This window comes from Pseudaeromonas pectinilytica, assembly GCF_054780855.1.
Window position 1 is genome coordinate 1 of sequence record NZ_BAAGVN010000119.1, and the last position, 14,711, is coordinate 14,711.

The following is a 14,711-nucleotide window of genomic DNA, read 5'->3' on the forward strand; positions in this document are numbered from 1 at the left end:
AAGAAAGACGCTATAAACGCGGGCAGAAAAATAGTGATCGGCATGATGTTATTGGCCGATCGACATGATGTTATTAGCCACCAGCCAGTCGAACAGCTTCTTGGCACCGTATAGCGCGGTTCCGGCTACCGCTATCGGTACAGCTAACGGTGCGGCGCTCGCCAGGGTTAATCCGCCCGCAACAATCGCCGCGGCCTGTGAGGCGGAAGGTAAAGCCGTTGTCACCGCGGTTGCTATCACGGTCTCGCGCAGTGGATGGGCCACAGCCATGGTTTCCATCGGGATAACTGGCAGTCGTGGGAGCACCTGACTGCCGACGGCAAGCCCGGTTTCTACCAGCCTTTGTACCTGTGCACTGTAGTGAAAGCCCTGGATACACCAGGTCACGAAGTGCTCGCAGTTGTTGAGCAGGGCGCTGTAATGAGCCTCACCCAGTCGCGACCAGGCCCGCTCGACGCTTTGCCCAGGGGTGTAGCGGCGTAGGCTGTGATTGACGACGCGACAAGGATGTCCGTTGCGGAATACGTCCAGCGAGGTCAGTACCAGTTGCCCGGACTCCTCGCCAGATGAGTAACCGGCGTAGTGGATGACTTCGTTATTCCCGACATAGAGCCCGTGATGGGTAAACCCCGGACGCGGGGAAATCAGGTGGTCACCTGCTTGCATGATGGTTCTCCTTCAATTCAATAAATAGAAAACGGCCCAAGGTCTCCCGTATCTGGGGAGCCCTTGAGCCGTGTATGCCGTTGAGTGATGGGTGTGGCGTTAGCCGTGCGAGGCGGTGGTTGTGGTGCTGGGTGGTGAAGCGGAGCCCAGCTTGCTGGTCAGTCGGGACTGACGGATGGGCGTGGTGGGTTTGGGTTTAACAGCCGTAGGTGCAGGCGATGCTATGTCGCTGGTCTGAGCCGGTGCGTTTTCCGTTTCTGTCTCGGGATAGAACTCCTCCAGCATCTGCGGAATATCTTCCTCGGTTTCCTCGAACTGACCATTGCCCAGTAGCGCTCGGGCCATGGCCTCTAGCGCTTCGGTATCAACCCCTGCTTCTTGCTGGCGCTCGGCTTCCTGCCGGGCGGCTTGGACGCTTTGCGCCAAGGTGCTGTCATCGCGTAGCGTCAGGTCCACGTAGTAGACCGGCGTGCGGTAGGAGAGCGTCGTGCTCTTGGCGCGTAGGCGCAGCAGCAACGGCAGATAGCGGGTGGCTTGGCCGCTCACCGCCTCGAAGTAACGCAGTCGCGCTGCCAGGGTACGCACCGAGTTATAGCCGGTGGTGCGAAAGATAAAGCTGCCCAGCTCATCCTGCTGGCCGTCGATTTGCACGTTCAGTCGTCCATAGAGTTTGCAACCGGCTTGCTTGGCAAACGGGCAGCGGTCAGGTCCGGGGCAGGCCATCTCTTCCAGTCCTTCAGTGGTGACTCGTCGCGCCGTCTCGCCATTGCCGACACACACCGGGCGACCCGTACTGCGGTCAAAGGCGCTGTACTCGGCTCTCAGATTCAGCTCAGAGTCATTGAACAGCAACCGCACCGGTATGGCTCGGAGCTTGCCGTTGGCAGCCTGCTCGCTGTACTGCTGATGCAGGGGATGTAAGACCCAGCCGTTGCGACCCTGTACCTGAGTGGTCAGGGTAAAGCTGTCATCCTTCTCCGGTACCCACTTCTCACCCTTTTGCACCAGATGGCCAATGCTGATGCGCCCAATCACGGGTGGAGTAATCGCCAGTCCTTTAATCATGATGCGCTCCTTCTATCCGTCTGAATGACAAAGCGCCGACTGCCCACAACCGCCTTGCTGTACTGCTGCACGATTTCCGGGTGCTCGGTACTGAGTCGGTCGATGTCCGGCGCAACCCGGTCTTTGGTTTTCTTCCAGGTCACCTTGCCACCCGTGAACAACGCCGTGGTGGCATCCCCCAAGGCGTTCTGTACTCGCTGTTTGAGCTGGGACTCCTGAGCTTCGGTCTGCTCCTTGATGTCGCGCAGTTTCAGCAAGTCCACAAACAACTGGCAGAACTCGGCCGAGTCGGTGAAATCCACCGACAGACCATTGTCCTGCGGGTAGAGCCATTGCAGCGCCGAACCGGCATCACTTGAGCCATCAGGCTCGGGTTGCACATCCTCGGTGACACAGCGCCAGAACTCGGCTTCACGACTCAGCAAGTCGGCAATCTTGTTCTCATCTCGCTCGATGCGATAAATGCGGAAGTCCTGCCCACCAATCAGCACGGCGACATCGGCCCAGGCGAGCCCGGTCACCGCCAACTGATGCAGCACCTGGCACTGATAGGCTACTGGTACGCCTTCTTCCCACTGCGGAGCAGAGTGGTAACTGGCAGTCTTGATTTCGAGGATGCCGGTGCCCTCCGGCAGACCCACCACCTCGCGGTCGAGATTGGCGAGCAGATAGGGATACTCCGGATGCTGCAGCACGGCATTCACGCGCCTCACTTTGCGGCCAGTGCGCTCGGCATAAACTGACGCCAATACGGGCTCCAGAACAGTACCCCACAGCACAGCTTCTTTGCTGGACAAGTCCTCGGGCTGCTTGCGCCCGGTCTTCTCCAGCCACAAGCTCAGAGCACTCTTGTACGGTGATAGCCCCACGGCCACCGCGGCATCAGACGAACCAATGCCTTGCTGGCGGATAGTCAGCCATTCTTCACGCGATAAACCGACGGTAGAAGCCAGACGGATAGCCCGACCATAGCNGAGATTTAAGTTGCGGGTATAAGCGCGGGTAGAAAACCAAACCCTGAAAGGATTACTGCAGTAACGCCAGCGCCTGGGTCATCGCCTGTTGCTTAAGCTGAGCACCTTGCCCGAACCAGGCGGAATCTAACCGGTAATCCTGATTGCGCGCTCGGCGTCGATGGTCGACAAACTCGGTCATGGCATTGACCAGCCCCCAGGCCGTATTGCGACTGGACGAGAGCGTCGAGCCCAGCCCTGTGCCCTGATACAGACTCAGAACCTGCTGCAGGGTGCGGGAGGGCTCCAGCGCTGACGGGTTACCATGATCGGCCAACGGCTCACCCAGCACGGTGCGGAAGTAGGCATCGGCCTCGGTCCGCGACACCGGTCGCTGACTCAACTCCTTCAACGAGCGCATAAAGCTGTCCCAGCTGGACAGCCCCAAGCCCAGGGCATTCTTGACCGCTGCCGCATCAAACTGGGTGGAGTGCGGCACCTTGACAGCGCCCTTACTGTCACCGGTCGCCATCTGCAGCGTGTTGTTGCACACCACCCTGACGGAAGTGAACTGCGCCGTGGTACACAGCGAGCCGTCACAGCTGGTGGCTAGTAACAGATAAGCTTTAACGGTATCCCCACCGCGCAAGGCCGACTCCTGACCTGTACGTGCCAAGGCCCACAACTTGCGGCCGCCTTTGAGCACGCCCGCAGTCTCCAGCTCAAACCCTCCGGCCTTGACCAAATCCTTGTAGAAGCCCAGCACCTCATCCGGCTGAACCACCTTGTAACGGTTCGACACTACCGACAACGGCGCCAGCGAATCGGAGCGGTACAGCACTTTGGCGTCTGTATGAGGCCGAATATGCAGGCCATCCGGGGCGACATTAAACAGCACATCGCTCTGCGCGATATGCCAATCCATCCCGGCTTCAACCAGCCAGGTCTGCAACGGTTGATGGGCGCTCAGGCGATTGCCCAGACCATGCCAGGGCGTATCACCAACATACGCCATCGATTCGACGAGATGAGCCATAGAGCCTCCTGTGAACATGAAAATCACGCGCCGGAAGAACGGTTCCTCCGGCGATCCACAGGGGTGATATAGGTTTGAAATTTTATAGCAAAAAGACCCAAAGGAGTCTGCTCGTGTAAAGCGCATAGGGAGTAAGAGCGAAAAAAGCCCATCCGTATCCGGATGGGCTTAGATCGATTTGTTCTAGCATTTTGGTGTTGCTAGCAATTCATATTGTGTACGCAGCTGTGTACCCAAAGCAAATTGCACCAATATTTTAATATTTAACTCATTGAATTAATTGAATTTAAAATATTTACACGTTGAACAGGAAGTTCAGCACGTCACCATCCTTGACGATGTAATCCTTGCCTTCGGCGCGCATCTTGCCCGCTTCCTTGGCGCCTTGTTCACCCTTGTAGGTGATGAAGTCATCAAACGCGATGGTCTGGGCACGAATGAAGCCCTTCTCGAAATCGGTGTGGATCTTGCCCGCGGCCTGTGGGGCAGTGGCTCCGACCGGGATGGTCCAGGCACGCACTTCCTTCACCCCGGCGGTGAAGTAGGTCTGCAGGTTCAGCAACTCGTAACCGGCGCGGATCACCCGGTTCAGACCAGGCTCTTCCAACCCCAATTCGGCCATGAACTCTTCACGGTCGGCATCTTCCATCTCGGCCAGGTCCGACTCGATGGCGGCGCACACCGGGACTACGACAGAGCCTTCTTGAGCGGCAATGGCGCGGACCTGATCCAGGAACGGATTGTTCTCGAAGCCATCTTCGTTGACGTTGGCGATGTACATGGTGGGCTTGAGCGTCAGGAAGCTCAGATAACGAATAGCCGCTTTCTCTTCAGCGGATAGCTCCAGGGTGCGCAGCATTCCGGCTTCGGACAGCACCGGCAGGCATTTTTCCAATACCGAGAGCTCCAGCTTGGCATCCTTGTCGCCGCCCTTGGCTTTCTTCTGGATGCGGTGGATGGCGCGCTCGCAGGTATCCAGATCCGCCAACGCCAGTTCGGTGTTGATGGTCTCGATATCTTCGGCCGGATGAACCTTGCCAGCGACGTGGATGATGTTGTCATCTTCGAAGCAACGCACGACGTGACCGATGGCTTCGGTTTCGCGAATGTTGGTCAGGAATTTGTTGCCCAGACCTTCACCGGTGGACGCTCCCTTGACCAGACCTGCGATGTCGACGAACTCCATGGTGGTTGGCACCACGCGTTGCGGCTTGATGATGGCTGCCAGCGCATCGAGGCGTGGATCCGGCATCGGAACCACACCGGTATTCGGCTCTATGGTGCAGAACGGGAAGTTGGCCGCTTCGATGCCTGCTTGGGTCAGGGCATTGAACAGAGTGGACTTGCCGACGTTGGGCAAACCGACGATACCGCATTTGAAACCCATGGAGGTCTCCTTCTAAGGGGTTAGGAGCCGGCCTTGAACGTGTGCAAACGGTTCATGGCGCGGGTCATATCTTGTTGAAACAGGATGTCGGTGCAGCGCAGGGCTTCGTCCAGTGCGGCATCGATAAGTTCTTGCTCCTTCTGTGGAGCCTTGGTCAGTACGAATCCTGCGACCTGATTTTTATCGCCCGGGTGGCCGATACCCAACCGCAGACGATGGAATTCTTTGCTGTTGCCCATCTTGCTGATGATGTCCTTGAGGCCATTATGACCGCCATGGCCGCCACCTTGTTTGAAGCGGGCGACTCCCGGCGGTAAATCCAGCTCATCATGGGCGACCAGAATACTTTCTACTGGGATCTGGAAAAACTTGGCTAGAGCACTGACCGACTTGCCACTCAGGTTCATGAAGGTCGTCGGGATCAGCAGGCGTACTTCTTGACCCGCCAGGGTGATGCGGGCGGTCAGACCGTAATATTTCGGATCTTCGCGCAGCGAGCCATTATGGCGAGCTGCCAGTTCGGCCACATACCAGGCACCCGCGTTGTGGCGGGTACAGGCATATTCCTGGCCCGGATTTCCCAGACCGACAATTAGTCGAATATCGCTACTCATGACGCTTGCTCTATCAAATGGGCACAATGCAATGGCAGATCGCGGCAGAATTGCTCCGATTGCAGGATGCGACATTCTAGCCAGCTGAGGGCTGGCACTCAATGTCGACGCGCGGATAATCACCGCACTTGCTGGTCACCGGATAAAAACGAAGAGGCGGCACAGGCCGCCTCCGCATCCAGAACTGGTGCTGGACTTGGCTCAGGTCAACTGGACCGGAATATCCTTGCCGGTGCGGGCAATATTATTTTGGGCATCCAGATAGACCAAGCGCGGCTTATGGGCGGCGATTTCGCTCTCATCAAACATCCCATAAGCGCAGATGATGACCCGATCGCCGACAGCGGCCTTGCGAGCCGCGGCGCCGTTCAGGGAGATCATGCGCGAGCCCCGTTCACCCGCAATAGCATAGGTGTGAAAACGGTCACCGGTCTCGACGTTGTAGATGTCGATTTGCTCATTTTCGATGATGCCGGCCGCATCCAGCAGATCCAGATCGATACCGCAGGATCCTTCATAATTCAGCACCGCGTGCGTCACGCGAGCCTGATGCAGCTTGCCTCTGAGCATAATTCGTTGCATTGCATGTCCTCTTTCAACCACCGCCGGAACCCCAGCGGGCGGAATATAAACTATCTGCCTTGTGGGTGCAAATTCACCACTAGATTGTCGATGAGTCGGGCCTTACCGAGGAAGGCGGCCATCAGGATCACCAAGGCTTGGCTGTGCGAGCTCACGGGCAACAGTGTCTGGGCATCGACAATATCGATGGCATCGGTGCGGAATCCGGCCTCGTCCAACTGTTCGCTGGCTTGCTGGACCAAGGCATCGAAGTCGCGCTCTCCCTGGGCTAGCTGCGTGCCCAGCCAATTCATGGTTCGTGCCAGCTGCGGGGCCAGTGCCCGCTCGGTGGCGGTCAGGTAGCCATTGCGCGAGGAGAGTGCTAGGCCATCCTCGGCACGCACCGTTGCGACGCCGATGATGTCGATAGGCAGAGCCAAATCGGTCACCATCTTGCGGATCAGGGCTAACTGCTGGAAATCCTTCTGCCCGAAACAGGCGACATCGGGCTGAACCAGATTAAACAGTTTGCACACCACGGTCGCCACACCACGGAAGTGACCCGGGCGCAGGGCGCCTTCGAGCAGGGTGGATATCCCAGGGACTTCGACGAAGGTCTGAGCACCCAGGCCTTGTGGATACATGATCTCCGGCGTTGGCGTGAACACCAGATCCACCCCGGCCTCGGCCAGCAGCGCGCAATCTTGGTCCAGAGTGCGCGGGTAGTTGGCAAGATCTTCGGCGCGATCAAACTGCATCGGATTGACGAAGATGCTGACCACCACGCGCTGCGCCCGTTGCCGGGCCTCGTGGACCAGAGTCAGGTGCCCTTGATGCAGATTGCCCATGGTTGGGACAAAGGCCACGGTTTCACCCGCTTGCCGGTAGGTCCGAATCGTGGCACGCAGTGTCTGGGTGTCGTTAACCACTTGCATGTGTTGCTCCTTGTGAGCGGCGATAGGACCCTCTGGATCGAGCTTTCCGGATCGTCGCCGTCAAACGAAAAGGCTGTTAGTTGAAAGTTTGTTCTGGTCCCGGGAAGCTGCCATCGGCAACTTGCTGCTGATACAGACGTACCGCAGCGCGGATGTCGCCGCTTTCGGCCAGGAAATTCTTGGTGAACTTGGGGGTATAGCCAGAGGTGACCCCGAAGGCATCATGCATCACCAGGATCTGGCCATCGGTGCTGTTGCCAGCGCCAATGCCAATCACCGGAATGCGCAGGGCTTTGGTGATACGCTCGGCCAAGGCGGAGGGCACACACTCGAGCACCAGCAACTGGATCCCGGCAGCTTGCAGGGCCAGAGCACTGCGGTAGATCTCTTCGGCTTGCTCCATGTCACGGCCTTGAACGCGGAAGCCACCAAAGACGTGTACGGATTGCGGAGTGAGGCCCAGATGACCGCATACGGGAACGCCGTTACGCTGCAGCTGTTTGACCGTTTCGCACAACCATTCGCCACCTTCGATCTTGACCATGCTGGCACCGGCAGCCATTAAGGTGGCGGCATTGCGGCAGGCGGTCGCCGGATCGCTATAGCTCATGAACGACATATCGGCGACCACCAGTGCATTCTGGGTGCCACGGCGCACACAGCGGGTATGGTAGGCCATCTCGTCGATGGTGACCGGTAAGGTATCGCTATGACCCTGCATGACCATGCCGAGGGAGTCACCAATCAGGATGACCGGGATACCGGCCTCATCGAATAGACGGGCGAAGGTCGCATCGTAGGCGGTGATGGTCGCAAACTTGGTACCTTCCTGCTTCATTTTTTGCAGTTGGCTGACGGTCGTTTTGCTCATGGAGACTCCTTGTATTACTGACTGTCCGCGAGCGGAAACAGGCCGCTGCGGTCACAGGTTGCAACCCAATCTCGAAGCGCACTGCCGCACGGCAGTTGCAGATCCGGGACCAAATCGAACAGGGGAACGAGGACAAAGGCACGATCTTTCATGCCGTAATGGGGAATGGTCAGGCGCTCATCCTGCACCTGCTCCTGGCCGAACAGCAGCAGATCCAGATCCAGGGTGCGGGGGCCCCAACGCTCTGCCTTACGCACCCGTCCCAGGTCCAGCTCAATCTGCTGGGTCGCATCCAGCAGTTGATGAGGGGTTAGCTCTGTATCGAGCCATGCCACGCCGTTGACGTAGTCGGGTTGGTCGCTGGGCCCCATGGGACGAGAACCGTACAGGGGAGAGCAGGCGATGAAACGCGTCCGGTGCAGTTGTTGCAAAGCAACCACGGCCTGATGAATTTGTGTCAGAGGTGCGCCCAGGTTAGCCCCGAGCGCAATAAACACCTGGGTCATGCCGCGCCTTCTTTCGGACGTCGCGGGGAACGACGGCGACGACGACGGGGCTTGGCGCGCTCAGATGGCTCATCGTCAGCCGGAGAACCGTGAGCGACCGCTGGCGAGTGGCTGGCTAGCTCATCTCGTTGACCGGCGTTGGCCTGCTGATACTCGGCCCACCACTGGATCAGCTCTTTGAGTCGGCCATCGATACGACCACGCAGTTCGAGGAAGTCGAACGCGGCGCGGAAACGAGGATGGGCGAACAGACGCTCGGCCCGCTTGCCGGAGCGGCGGGGCAGGCGATCCTGCAGTAACCAGATCTCACGCACGTCGGAGGTAAAGCGACGGGGTATGGCGATGGTCTTGATCTGCTGGTCAATGGCTTCATTCATCGCCAACAACAGGGTGTCCTGTGGCGGCAAGGTGCTTTCATTGGCGAAATCCCGGCTGCGTTTTTCCACCACCCCCCAGAGCAGAGCGGCGTAGAAGAACGCTGGCGTGACCGGCAAGTCGGCGGCAACCCGATCGTCGGTGTTGGTCAGTGCCTGTTCGAGGAAGCGCTCGAACGGACTATTGTTCTCTTTGGTCAACAGGGTGGCGACTTGCGGGAACAAGGGGGCAAACAGACCATACTCACGGAGTAGGTGGTAGGTCTTGAGAGCATGACCGGCCTGGAACAGCTTGAGGGTTTCTTCAAACAGCCGGGCGGGCGGAATATCCTGCAGCAGGGGAGCCAATTCGCGAATGGGAGCAGCCGAGCGCTCGCTGATGTTCAGATCCAGCTTGGCGGCGAAGCGGATGGCGCGCAGCATGCGGACCGGATCTTCGCGATAACGGGTTTCCGGGTCACCAATCAGTTCCAGCGTCCCGGCATCCAGATCATCCAGACCGCCGTGGAAGTCATGCAGGCTGAAATCCTTGATGCTGTAGTACAGCGCATTCACGGTGAAGTCACGGCGTTCGGCATCTTCTTCGATGGTGCCATAGACGTTATCCCGCAGCAGCATACCTTCATCCGACTGGCTGGAAATATGCTTGCTGGTATTCACCTTGTGGTGGTGACCGCGGAAGGTGGCAACTTCGATGACATCACGGCCGAACACCACATGGGCGAGGCGGAAACGACGACCGACCAGACGGCAGTTGGAGAACAGACGCTTGATCTGCTCCGGAGTGGCGTCGGTGACGATATCGAAGTCTTTGGGCTGTTTTCCCAGCAGCAGGTCACGGACACCGCCTCCGACCAGATAGGCGTCATAGCCTGACTTATTCAGGCGATAGAGTACCTTCAGGGCATTGTCACTGATCTGGCGTCGAGAAATGGAGTGTTGGTCTCGCGTCAGTATGCGGCGTTCGTCTGCCATGGGTTGGTCCTCTTCATCCTTACCGAGTACCTTACGGCAGAAATTCGCAATCTGAGAAAAAATAGTACACCTCCGGGATATCACCCGCTTGTTGCAGCGGCGCTATGATAGCGCAGCACGCAAAAATGAGAAACCGATCGCTATCCCTGGCGTGAAAGACTCAGGATCTGCGATTGGGTTGGAATTTTATGCTGTTGCCAGTGCCGTATGGCCCACTGCAACAGCGCTTCTTTATTCTCCCCCGCCAACTCGGTCGGCGGCTGCTGGCCAAGAAAGCGCAGGGCTTGCCACAGCGTCTGACTGATCTGCTCGCTGCTCAGGGCAGGGGCATGATTCTGTTTGGATAATTTCAATCCATTTTCTTGCAACGCCAGCGGCAGATGTAGCCATTCCGGGACCGGCGCTTCCAGTAGTTGGTAGAGCGCGATCTGGCGGACGGTTGGTTCGATCAGATCCGCACCGCGAACGACCTGGGTGATACCGCAATCGGCGTCATCGATCACCACGGCCAGGTTGTAGGCGAACAGGCCATCGCGTCGCTTGAGGATAAAATCCTCGGTGGCCAGTGCGCCAGGCACCTCGATATGGCCCCGTATTCCATCCTCGAAGTGGTAGACCGGGTTCGTCAACCGCAGACGCACCGCGCTGCCGCTCGCCGTCAGGCCGAGATCCCGGCAATGCCCATCATAAAAACCACCACTGGCCTGAATGCGCGCCCGGCTGCATTGGCAGTGATAGGTCAGACCACGACGAGCGAATGATTCGAGTACCGCCTGATAGCGGTCATGGCGCTGGCTCTGGTACATCACTTCGCCATCCCAGAGCAATCCATAACGCTCCAGCGTGCGCAGAATATCGTCGGCGGCCCCCGGAACTTCCCGGGGCGGATCCAGATCTTCAATGCGAACCAGCCAGCGTCCACCCAACGCCCGCGCTTGCAGGTAACTGCCTACCGCCGCGACCAGCGAGCCAAAATGCAAGGGGCCGGAGGGCGATGGTGCAAAGCGTCCCAGATAGGAAGAAGCAGGCATGGATAGCTACGATTCAGGTTGACGGCGTGATAACGGGGCAGAGTCTGACATAGCCCGGCCAGTGGCGGCAAACAGATTTGCGTTCAAGGCCCTGGGGGACGGTATGGCAGGCTCTGGAGAGTTGCAAGCTAGTCTGGATAGCCATAACAAAAGGGAGCCATATTGGCTCCCTCTGGATAGTGCGCAGGGGGGATTAACCCGCCATTTGCTTTTCTTTGATCTCGGCCAGGGTCTTGCAGTCCACGCACAGCTCGGCGGTGGGACGCGCTTCCAGACGGCGGATGCCGATCTCGATACCGCAATGTTCGCAGTAACCGAAATCATCGTCTTCGAGTTTGACCAGAGTCTTTTCAATTTTCTTGATCAGCTTACGTTCGCGGTCACGCGCCCGCAGCTCCAGCGCAAACTCTTCTTCTTGAGCCGCACGGTCAACCGGATCCGGGAAATTGGCCGCTTCATCCTTCATATGATCGACAGTACGGTCTACTTCTTCACGCAACTGGTTACGCCAGGCTTCGAGGATCTTGCGGAAGTGGGTCTTCTGCACCTCATTCATGTATTCCTCACCAGGTTTGGCCTGGTAAGGCTCCACACCGGCGATGGCCAGAGGACCCAGAGATTTGTTGGTATCGCCCATTGGCATGTTGATCTCCTAATTCGCACAACACAGCACGTCACGGTGTGCTGGCTACTGATAATCTTGAGGCCGGTATCTATATCAGAAGGTTTTAGCCCTAGCAAATACGTTGACTATTTTTGTTAGCCAGACCTGCTTTTATTCTTCTGCCGCCTCACGCTGTCAAACAACTCGCGGAGTACCACGATTTGGTACCGTTATATTGTGTCGTTTTTGCCACTTTCAAGGTGCCATCGCGACAAATGTACAGAAAAAGCCACTCCAAGCTACGGGACCAGCATGAATACCCCTTGTTTGCTGGTTTTTTCAACGATTCGTTGTGTCTCCGTGGATAGGTCAGCGCCTGTGGCTGCGCTATCATGGCGGCTGCTTTTTTGGTTATAGCAGACAACCACCATGTTCAATGAGACCGATCACATAAAATCCCCAGTTCTGGCCCCGCCCGTCGTTGGCGAACAGGTTCCCGCTCCGCAACCGCTGCAAAGGGCATGCCTGTTACGGCGTTACCAGCGCTTTTTGGCCGATGTGCGCTTGGCGGATGGTCAGGAGGTGACCCTGCACTGCCCCAACACCGGGCGTATGACTGGTTGTGCCGAGCCAAGCTGGGGCGTCTGGTTCTCGGTTTCGGACAATCCGAAACGTAAATACAGCCGGACATGGGAGTTGACTGAAACGACGGCCGGTCACTTCATCGGCGTCAATACGGCGCGAGCTAATGCCCTGGTGGCGGCGGCGATTCACTCCGGCGTTATCCGTGAGTTGCAAGGCTATGGCGTACTTCGTCAGGAGGTGCGCTATGGCGAGGAAAACAGTCGCATCGATCTGTTGCTGGAGCAGGGGGCCGCGGCCGACTGCTATATCGAAGTCAAGAGTGTCACCCTGCTGGGATGGGATGCTCATCCCGAACTGGCTGCCGCCGGGGTGGGTTTCTTTCCCGATGCGCCCAGTGAGCGCGCCAGCAAGCATCTGCGCGAACTGATCCGCATGAAGGAGGCGGGTTTGCGCGCTGTGATCCTGTTTTGTGTCCAACACACCGGGATCCGCGAAGTGCGGCCAGCCACCCATATCGACCCGTCGTACAGTGCCTTACTGGCTGAAGCGCACCAAGCCGGAGTGGAGATCCTGACCTATGGTGCCGACATCTCTCCAGACTCTATTCACTTGGCCCGTCCGTTACCTGTCTACTTCTAAACCGGATCTCGCAGATGAACCCGTTGCCGCAGATGAGTCAGGAACCGCCAATTTCCAGCTGGCGAGCTTGCAGTACTGTACCCCGTCCGGTGTGGAGCAGGATTCATAGAGATGAAACCCGCTGACCGGCAGAGTGATTGGGCTGCAGGGCCCCGCCGAGGGAGGTAGGGGGCGGGCCTTGCGATAGAGCGTCAGATGGGGGCGATAGGGACGCTCATCCAATGGCAACCCCAGCGCCAAGACCCCGGCCCGCAGTGCTTGCTCCAGTTCCAGCAGTTGGCGCGGAGCTTGGCTGGGCCCGATCCAGGTCACTTTGGCCTGGGGAAACAACCCCAGCTGATCAAGCACTACCCTGAATCCAGCCTGTTGCGATGCCACCTGGGCTCCCAACTGACAGAGCTGGGGCAGTTGCTCCTCATTTACTGTGCCTAAAAACAGCACCGTCAGATGCAGATTGTCGGTCACCACCGGAGAGGCCGCTAAGGCCAATCGCTGTTGCAACTCGAGCAGCGCCTGGCTCTGCGAATAGGCATCCAGTCCGAAAAAAAGGCGTCGATGTTCTACAGATGTTGATGTCTGTGACATGGGGGGCTCGATGCGGGGGCGAGGTATGGGCTTATTCTGCCAGTCGCCCGGGTTTGTTGTCATCGTGGATAGCAAAAGTCGAGGGCGCCGCAGCGCCCCCGATATCCTCATGGTTTATCCGTTATCTGGGCTCAGGCTTCGCAGCAAGCTTCGCCATAAAAGGCCGCTTCATACAGCGCCTTGACATCGCTGACGGTCGGCTTGCCCGGGTTGGTCCAGGTACAGGGATCGGCATGCGCATTCTGGCTCATCCGCTCCAGTACATCGCGGAACTTGCTCTCGTCAAACTCCACCTCATCACACTGCTGGAAGCAGCAGGGAATGTTTAGCTTCTGGTTCAGGGCTTCAATTGCGGCCGGCAGATCGGCAATGCCCAGTAATTTCTCGACCCGTGCGTACTTGTCACTGAACTGACGGTTGAAGCGAATGATATAGGGCATGAGGATGGCGTTGGCCAAGCCGTGAGTGACCCCGAATTCGCCACCTATCTTGTGGGCCAGGGAGTGGACCAGACCGAGTGAGGCATTGGTGAAGGCCATACCGGCCAGCGCCGAGGCATTGTGCATATTGAAGCGTGCCATCTGGTTATCCGGTTCATGGAACGCGGTTTCCAGATTATTCAGCACCAGGCTGATGGCTTCGATGGCATAGGGATCGGTAAACGAGGTAGCTGCGGTCGAAGCCACGGCTTCGATGGCATGGGCCAGCACATCCATACCTGTGTTGGCGGTGATATGGGGTGGCATCTTGGCCGGGATGGACGGATCCAGGATGGCGATATCCGGCACCATATCGGCAGCAACTATGGGGTACTTGATATGGTTGGCGGTGTCGGTAATCACCGAGAAGGCGGTGATTTCCGAGGCGGTACCGCTGGTGGACGGAATGGCGATGAAACGCGCCTTGTTGCGCAGCGGCGGCATGGAGCCCGGGGTTATGATGTCGGCAAATTGCAGGTGCGGGTGTTCATAGAAGCACCACATCACCTTGGCGGCATCCAGTGCCGAGCCGCCGCCGATGGCGACAATCCAGTCCGGTTCAAACTCCTGCATCGCCTTGGCACCACGCAGTACGGTTTCGACAGAAGGGTTCGGCTCGACGCCATCAATCAGCATGGTGCTCATACCGGCTTGATGCAGCAAGGCTTCGGCCCGATCCAGAAAACCAAAACGCTGCATCGAGCTGCCACCGGTGACTAATACTGCCTTGCGGCCTTTGAGTTGGCTCAGGTGCTCCAGGGCGTTATCGCCGTAGATGATGTCGCGAGGAATGGAAAAACGCATAACCGACATAGGGACTCCCATCAATAAACTAGACATGAGGT

General features: G+C 57.9%; 16 protein-coding genes. 1 reads left to right on the plus strand and 15 read right to left on the minus strand.

What is annotated here, in order from left to right; all coding sequences use genetic code 11:
* Positions 1–48: 48 nt before the first annotated feature.
* From ACYVG7_RS08555 to dksA, 13 genes are all read right to left on the minus strand, one after another.
* Positions 49–666 (minus strand): lecithin retinol acyltransferase family protein, encoded by a 618-nt coding sequence (locus ACYVG7_RS08555; protein ID WP_460882734.1) that lies wholly within the window; start codon positions 664–666, stop codon positions 49–51.
* A 99-nt stretch (positions 667–765) separates the two neighbouring features.
* Positions 766–1,731, minus strand: a complete 966-nt coding sequence (locus ACYVG7_RS08560) for a recombination directionality factor (protein WP_460882735.1) — start codon at positions 1,729–1,731, stop codon at positions 766–768.
* Positions 1,728–2,690 carry a YqaJ viral recombinase family nuclease gene (locus ACYVG7_RS08565; protein ID WP_460882760.1) on the minus strand — a complete coding sequence of 321 codons (963 nt, stop codon included), beginning with the start codon at positions 2,688–2,690 and terminating at the stop codon, positions 1,728–1,730. The genes ACYVG7_RS08560 and ACYVG7_RS08565 overlap by 4 nt, the downstream gene beginning before the upstream one ends.
* A 67-nt stretch (positions 2,691–2,757) precedes the next feature.
* On the minus strand, positions 2,758–3,720 hold the full coding sequence (locus tag ACYVG7_RS08570) for a DUF932 domain-containing protein (RefSeq protein WP_460882736.1): 963 nt from the start codon (positions 3,718–3,720) through the stop codon (positions 2,758–2,760).
* Between the two features lie 295 nt (positions 3,721–4,015).
* Complete coding sequence (ychF, locus tag ACYVG7_RS08575) at positions 4,016–5,107, minus strand: redox-regulated ATPase YchF (RefSeq protein WP_460882737.1); 1,092 nt, start codon at positions 5,105–5,107, stop codon at positions 4,016–4,018.
* A gap of 20 nt (positions 5,108–5,127) precedes the next feature.
* Positions 5,128–5,721, minus strand: coding sequence for an aminoacyl-tRNA hydrolase (gene pth / locus ACYVG7_RS08580; RefSeq protein WP_460882738.1), 594 nt, complete (start codon positions 5,719–5,721; stop codon positions 5,128–5,130).
* Positions 5,722–5,922: 201 nt separating this feature from the next.
* On the minus strand, positions 5,923–6,303 hold the full coding sequence (panD, locus tag ACYVG7_RS08585; RefSeq protein WP_460882739.1) for an aspartate 1-decarboxylase: 381 nt from the start codon (positions 6,301–6,303) through the stop codon (positions 5,923–5,925).
* Between the two features lie 50 nt (positions 6,304–6,353).
* Positions 6,354–7,217, minus strand: a complete 864-nt coding sequence (gene panC, locus ACYVG7_RS08590; protein ID WP_460882740.1) for a pantoate--beta-alanine ligase — start codon at positions 7,215–7,217, stop codon at positions 6,354–6,356.
* 76 nt (positions 7,218–7,293) lie between these two features.
* Complete coding sequence (panB, locus tag ACYVG7_RS08595; RefSeq protein ID WP_460882741.1) at positions 7,294–8,088, minus strand: 3-methyl-2-oxobutanoate hydroxymethyltransferase; 795 nt, start codon at positions 8,086–8,088, stop codon at positions 7,294–7,296.
* A gap of 14 nt (positions 8,089–8,102) precedes the next feature.
* Positions 8,103–8,594, minus strand: a complete 492-nt coding sequence (gene folK / locus ACYVG7_RS08600) for a 2-amino-4-hydroxy-6-hydroxymethyldihydropteridine diphosphokinase (protein ID WP_460882742.1) — start codon at positions 8,592–8,594, stop codon at positions 8,103–8,105.
* Entirely contained in the window at positions 8,591–9,943 is a 1,353-nt protein-coding gene (pcnB, locus tag ACYVG7_RS08605) for a polynucleotide adenylyltransferase PcnB (protein ID WP_460882743.1), read from the minus strand. The genes folK and pcnB overlap by 4 nt, the downstream gene beginning before the upstream one ends.
* Before the next feature lie 140 nt (positions 9,944–10,083).
* Positions 10,084–10,974: a tRNA glutamyl-Q(34) synthetase GluQRS gene (gene gluQRS, locus ACYVG7_RS08610; protein WP_460882744.1), complete on the minus strand. Its 891-nt coding sequence runs from the start codon at positions 10,972–10,974 to the stop codon at positions 10,084–10,086.
* 193 nt (positions 10,975–11,167) lie between these two features.
* Positions 11,168–11,617 (minus strand): RNA polymerase-binding protein DksA, encoded by a 450-nt coding sequence (gene dksA / locus ACYVG7_RS08615; protein WP_460882745.1) that lies wholly within the window; start codon positions 11,615–11,617, stop codon positions 11,168–11,170.
* Positions 11,618–12,007: 390 nt separating this feature from the next.
* Between dksA and sfsA the strand changes: the two genes are divergently transcribed.
* Positions 12,008–12,802 (plus strand): DNA/RNA nuclease SfsA, encoded by a 795-nt coding sequence (gene sfsA / locus ACYVG7_RS08620; protein WP_460882746.1) that lies wholly within the window; start codon positions 12,008–12,010, stop codon positions 12,800–12,802.
* Here the strand turns inward: sfsA and thpR are convergent.
* Together thpR and ACYVG7_RS08630 are read right to left on the minus strand one after the other, a co-directional pair.
* Complete coding sequence (thpR, locus tag ACYVG7_RS08625) at positions 12,785–13,387, minus strand: RNA 2',3'-cyclic phosphodiesterase (protein WP_460882747.1); 603 nt, start codon at positions 13,385–13,387, stop codon at positions 12,785–12,787. The two genes, sfsA and thpR, sit on opposite strands and share 18 nt — an antisense overlap.
* Positions 13,388–13,518: 131 nt before the next feature.
* Positions 13,519–14,679, minus strand: coding sequence for an iron-containing alcohol dehydrogenase (locus ACYVG7_RS08630; protein ID WP_460882748.1), 1,161 nt, complete (start codon positions 14,677–14,679; stop codon positions 13,519–13,521).
* Positions 14,680–14,711: the final 32 nt, after the last annotated feature.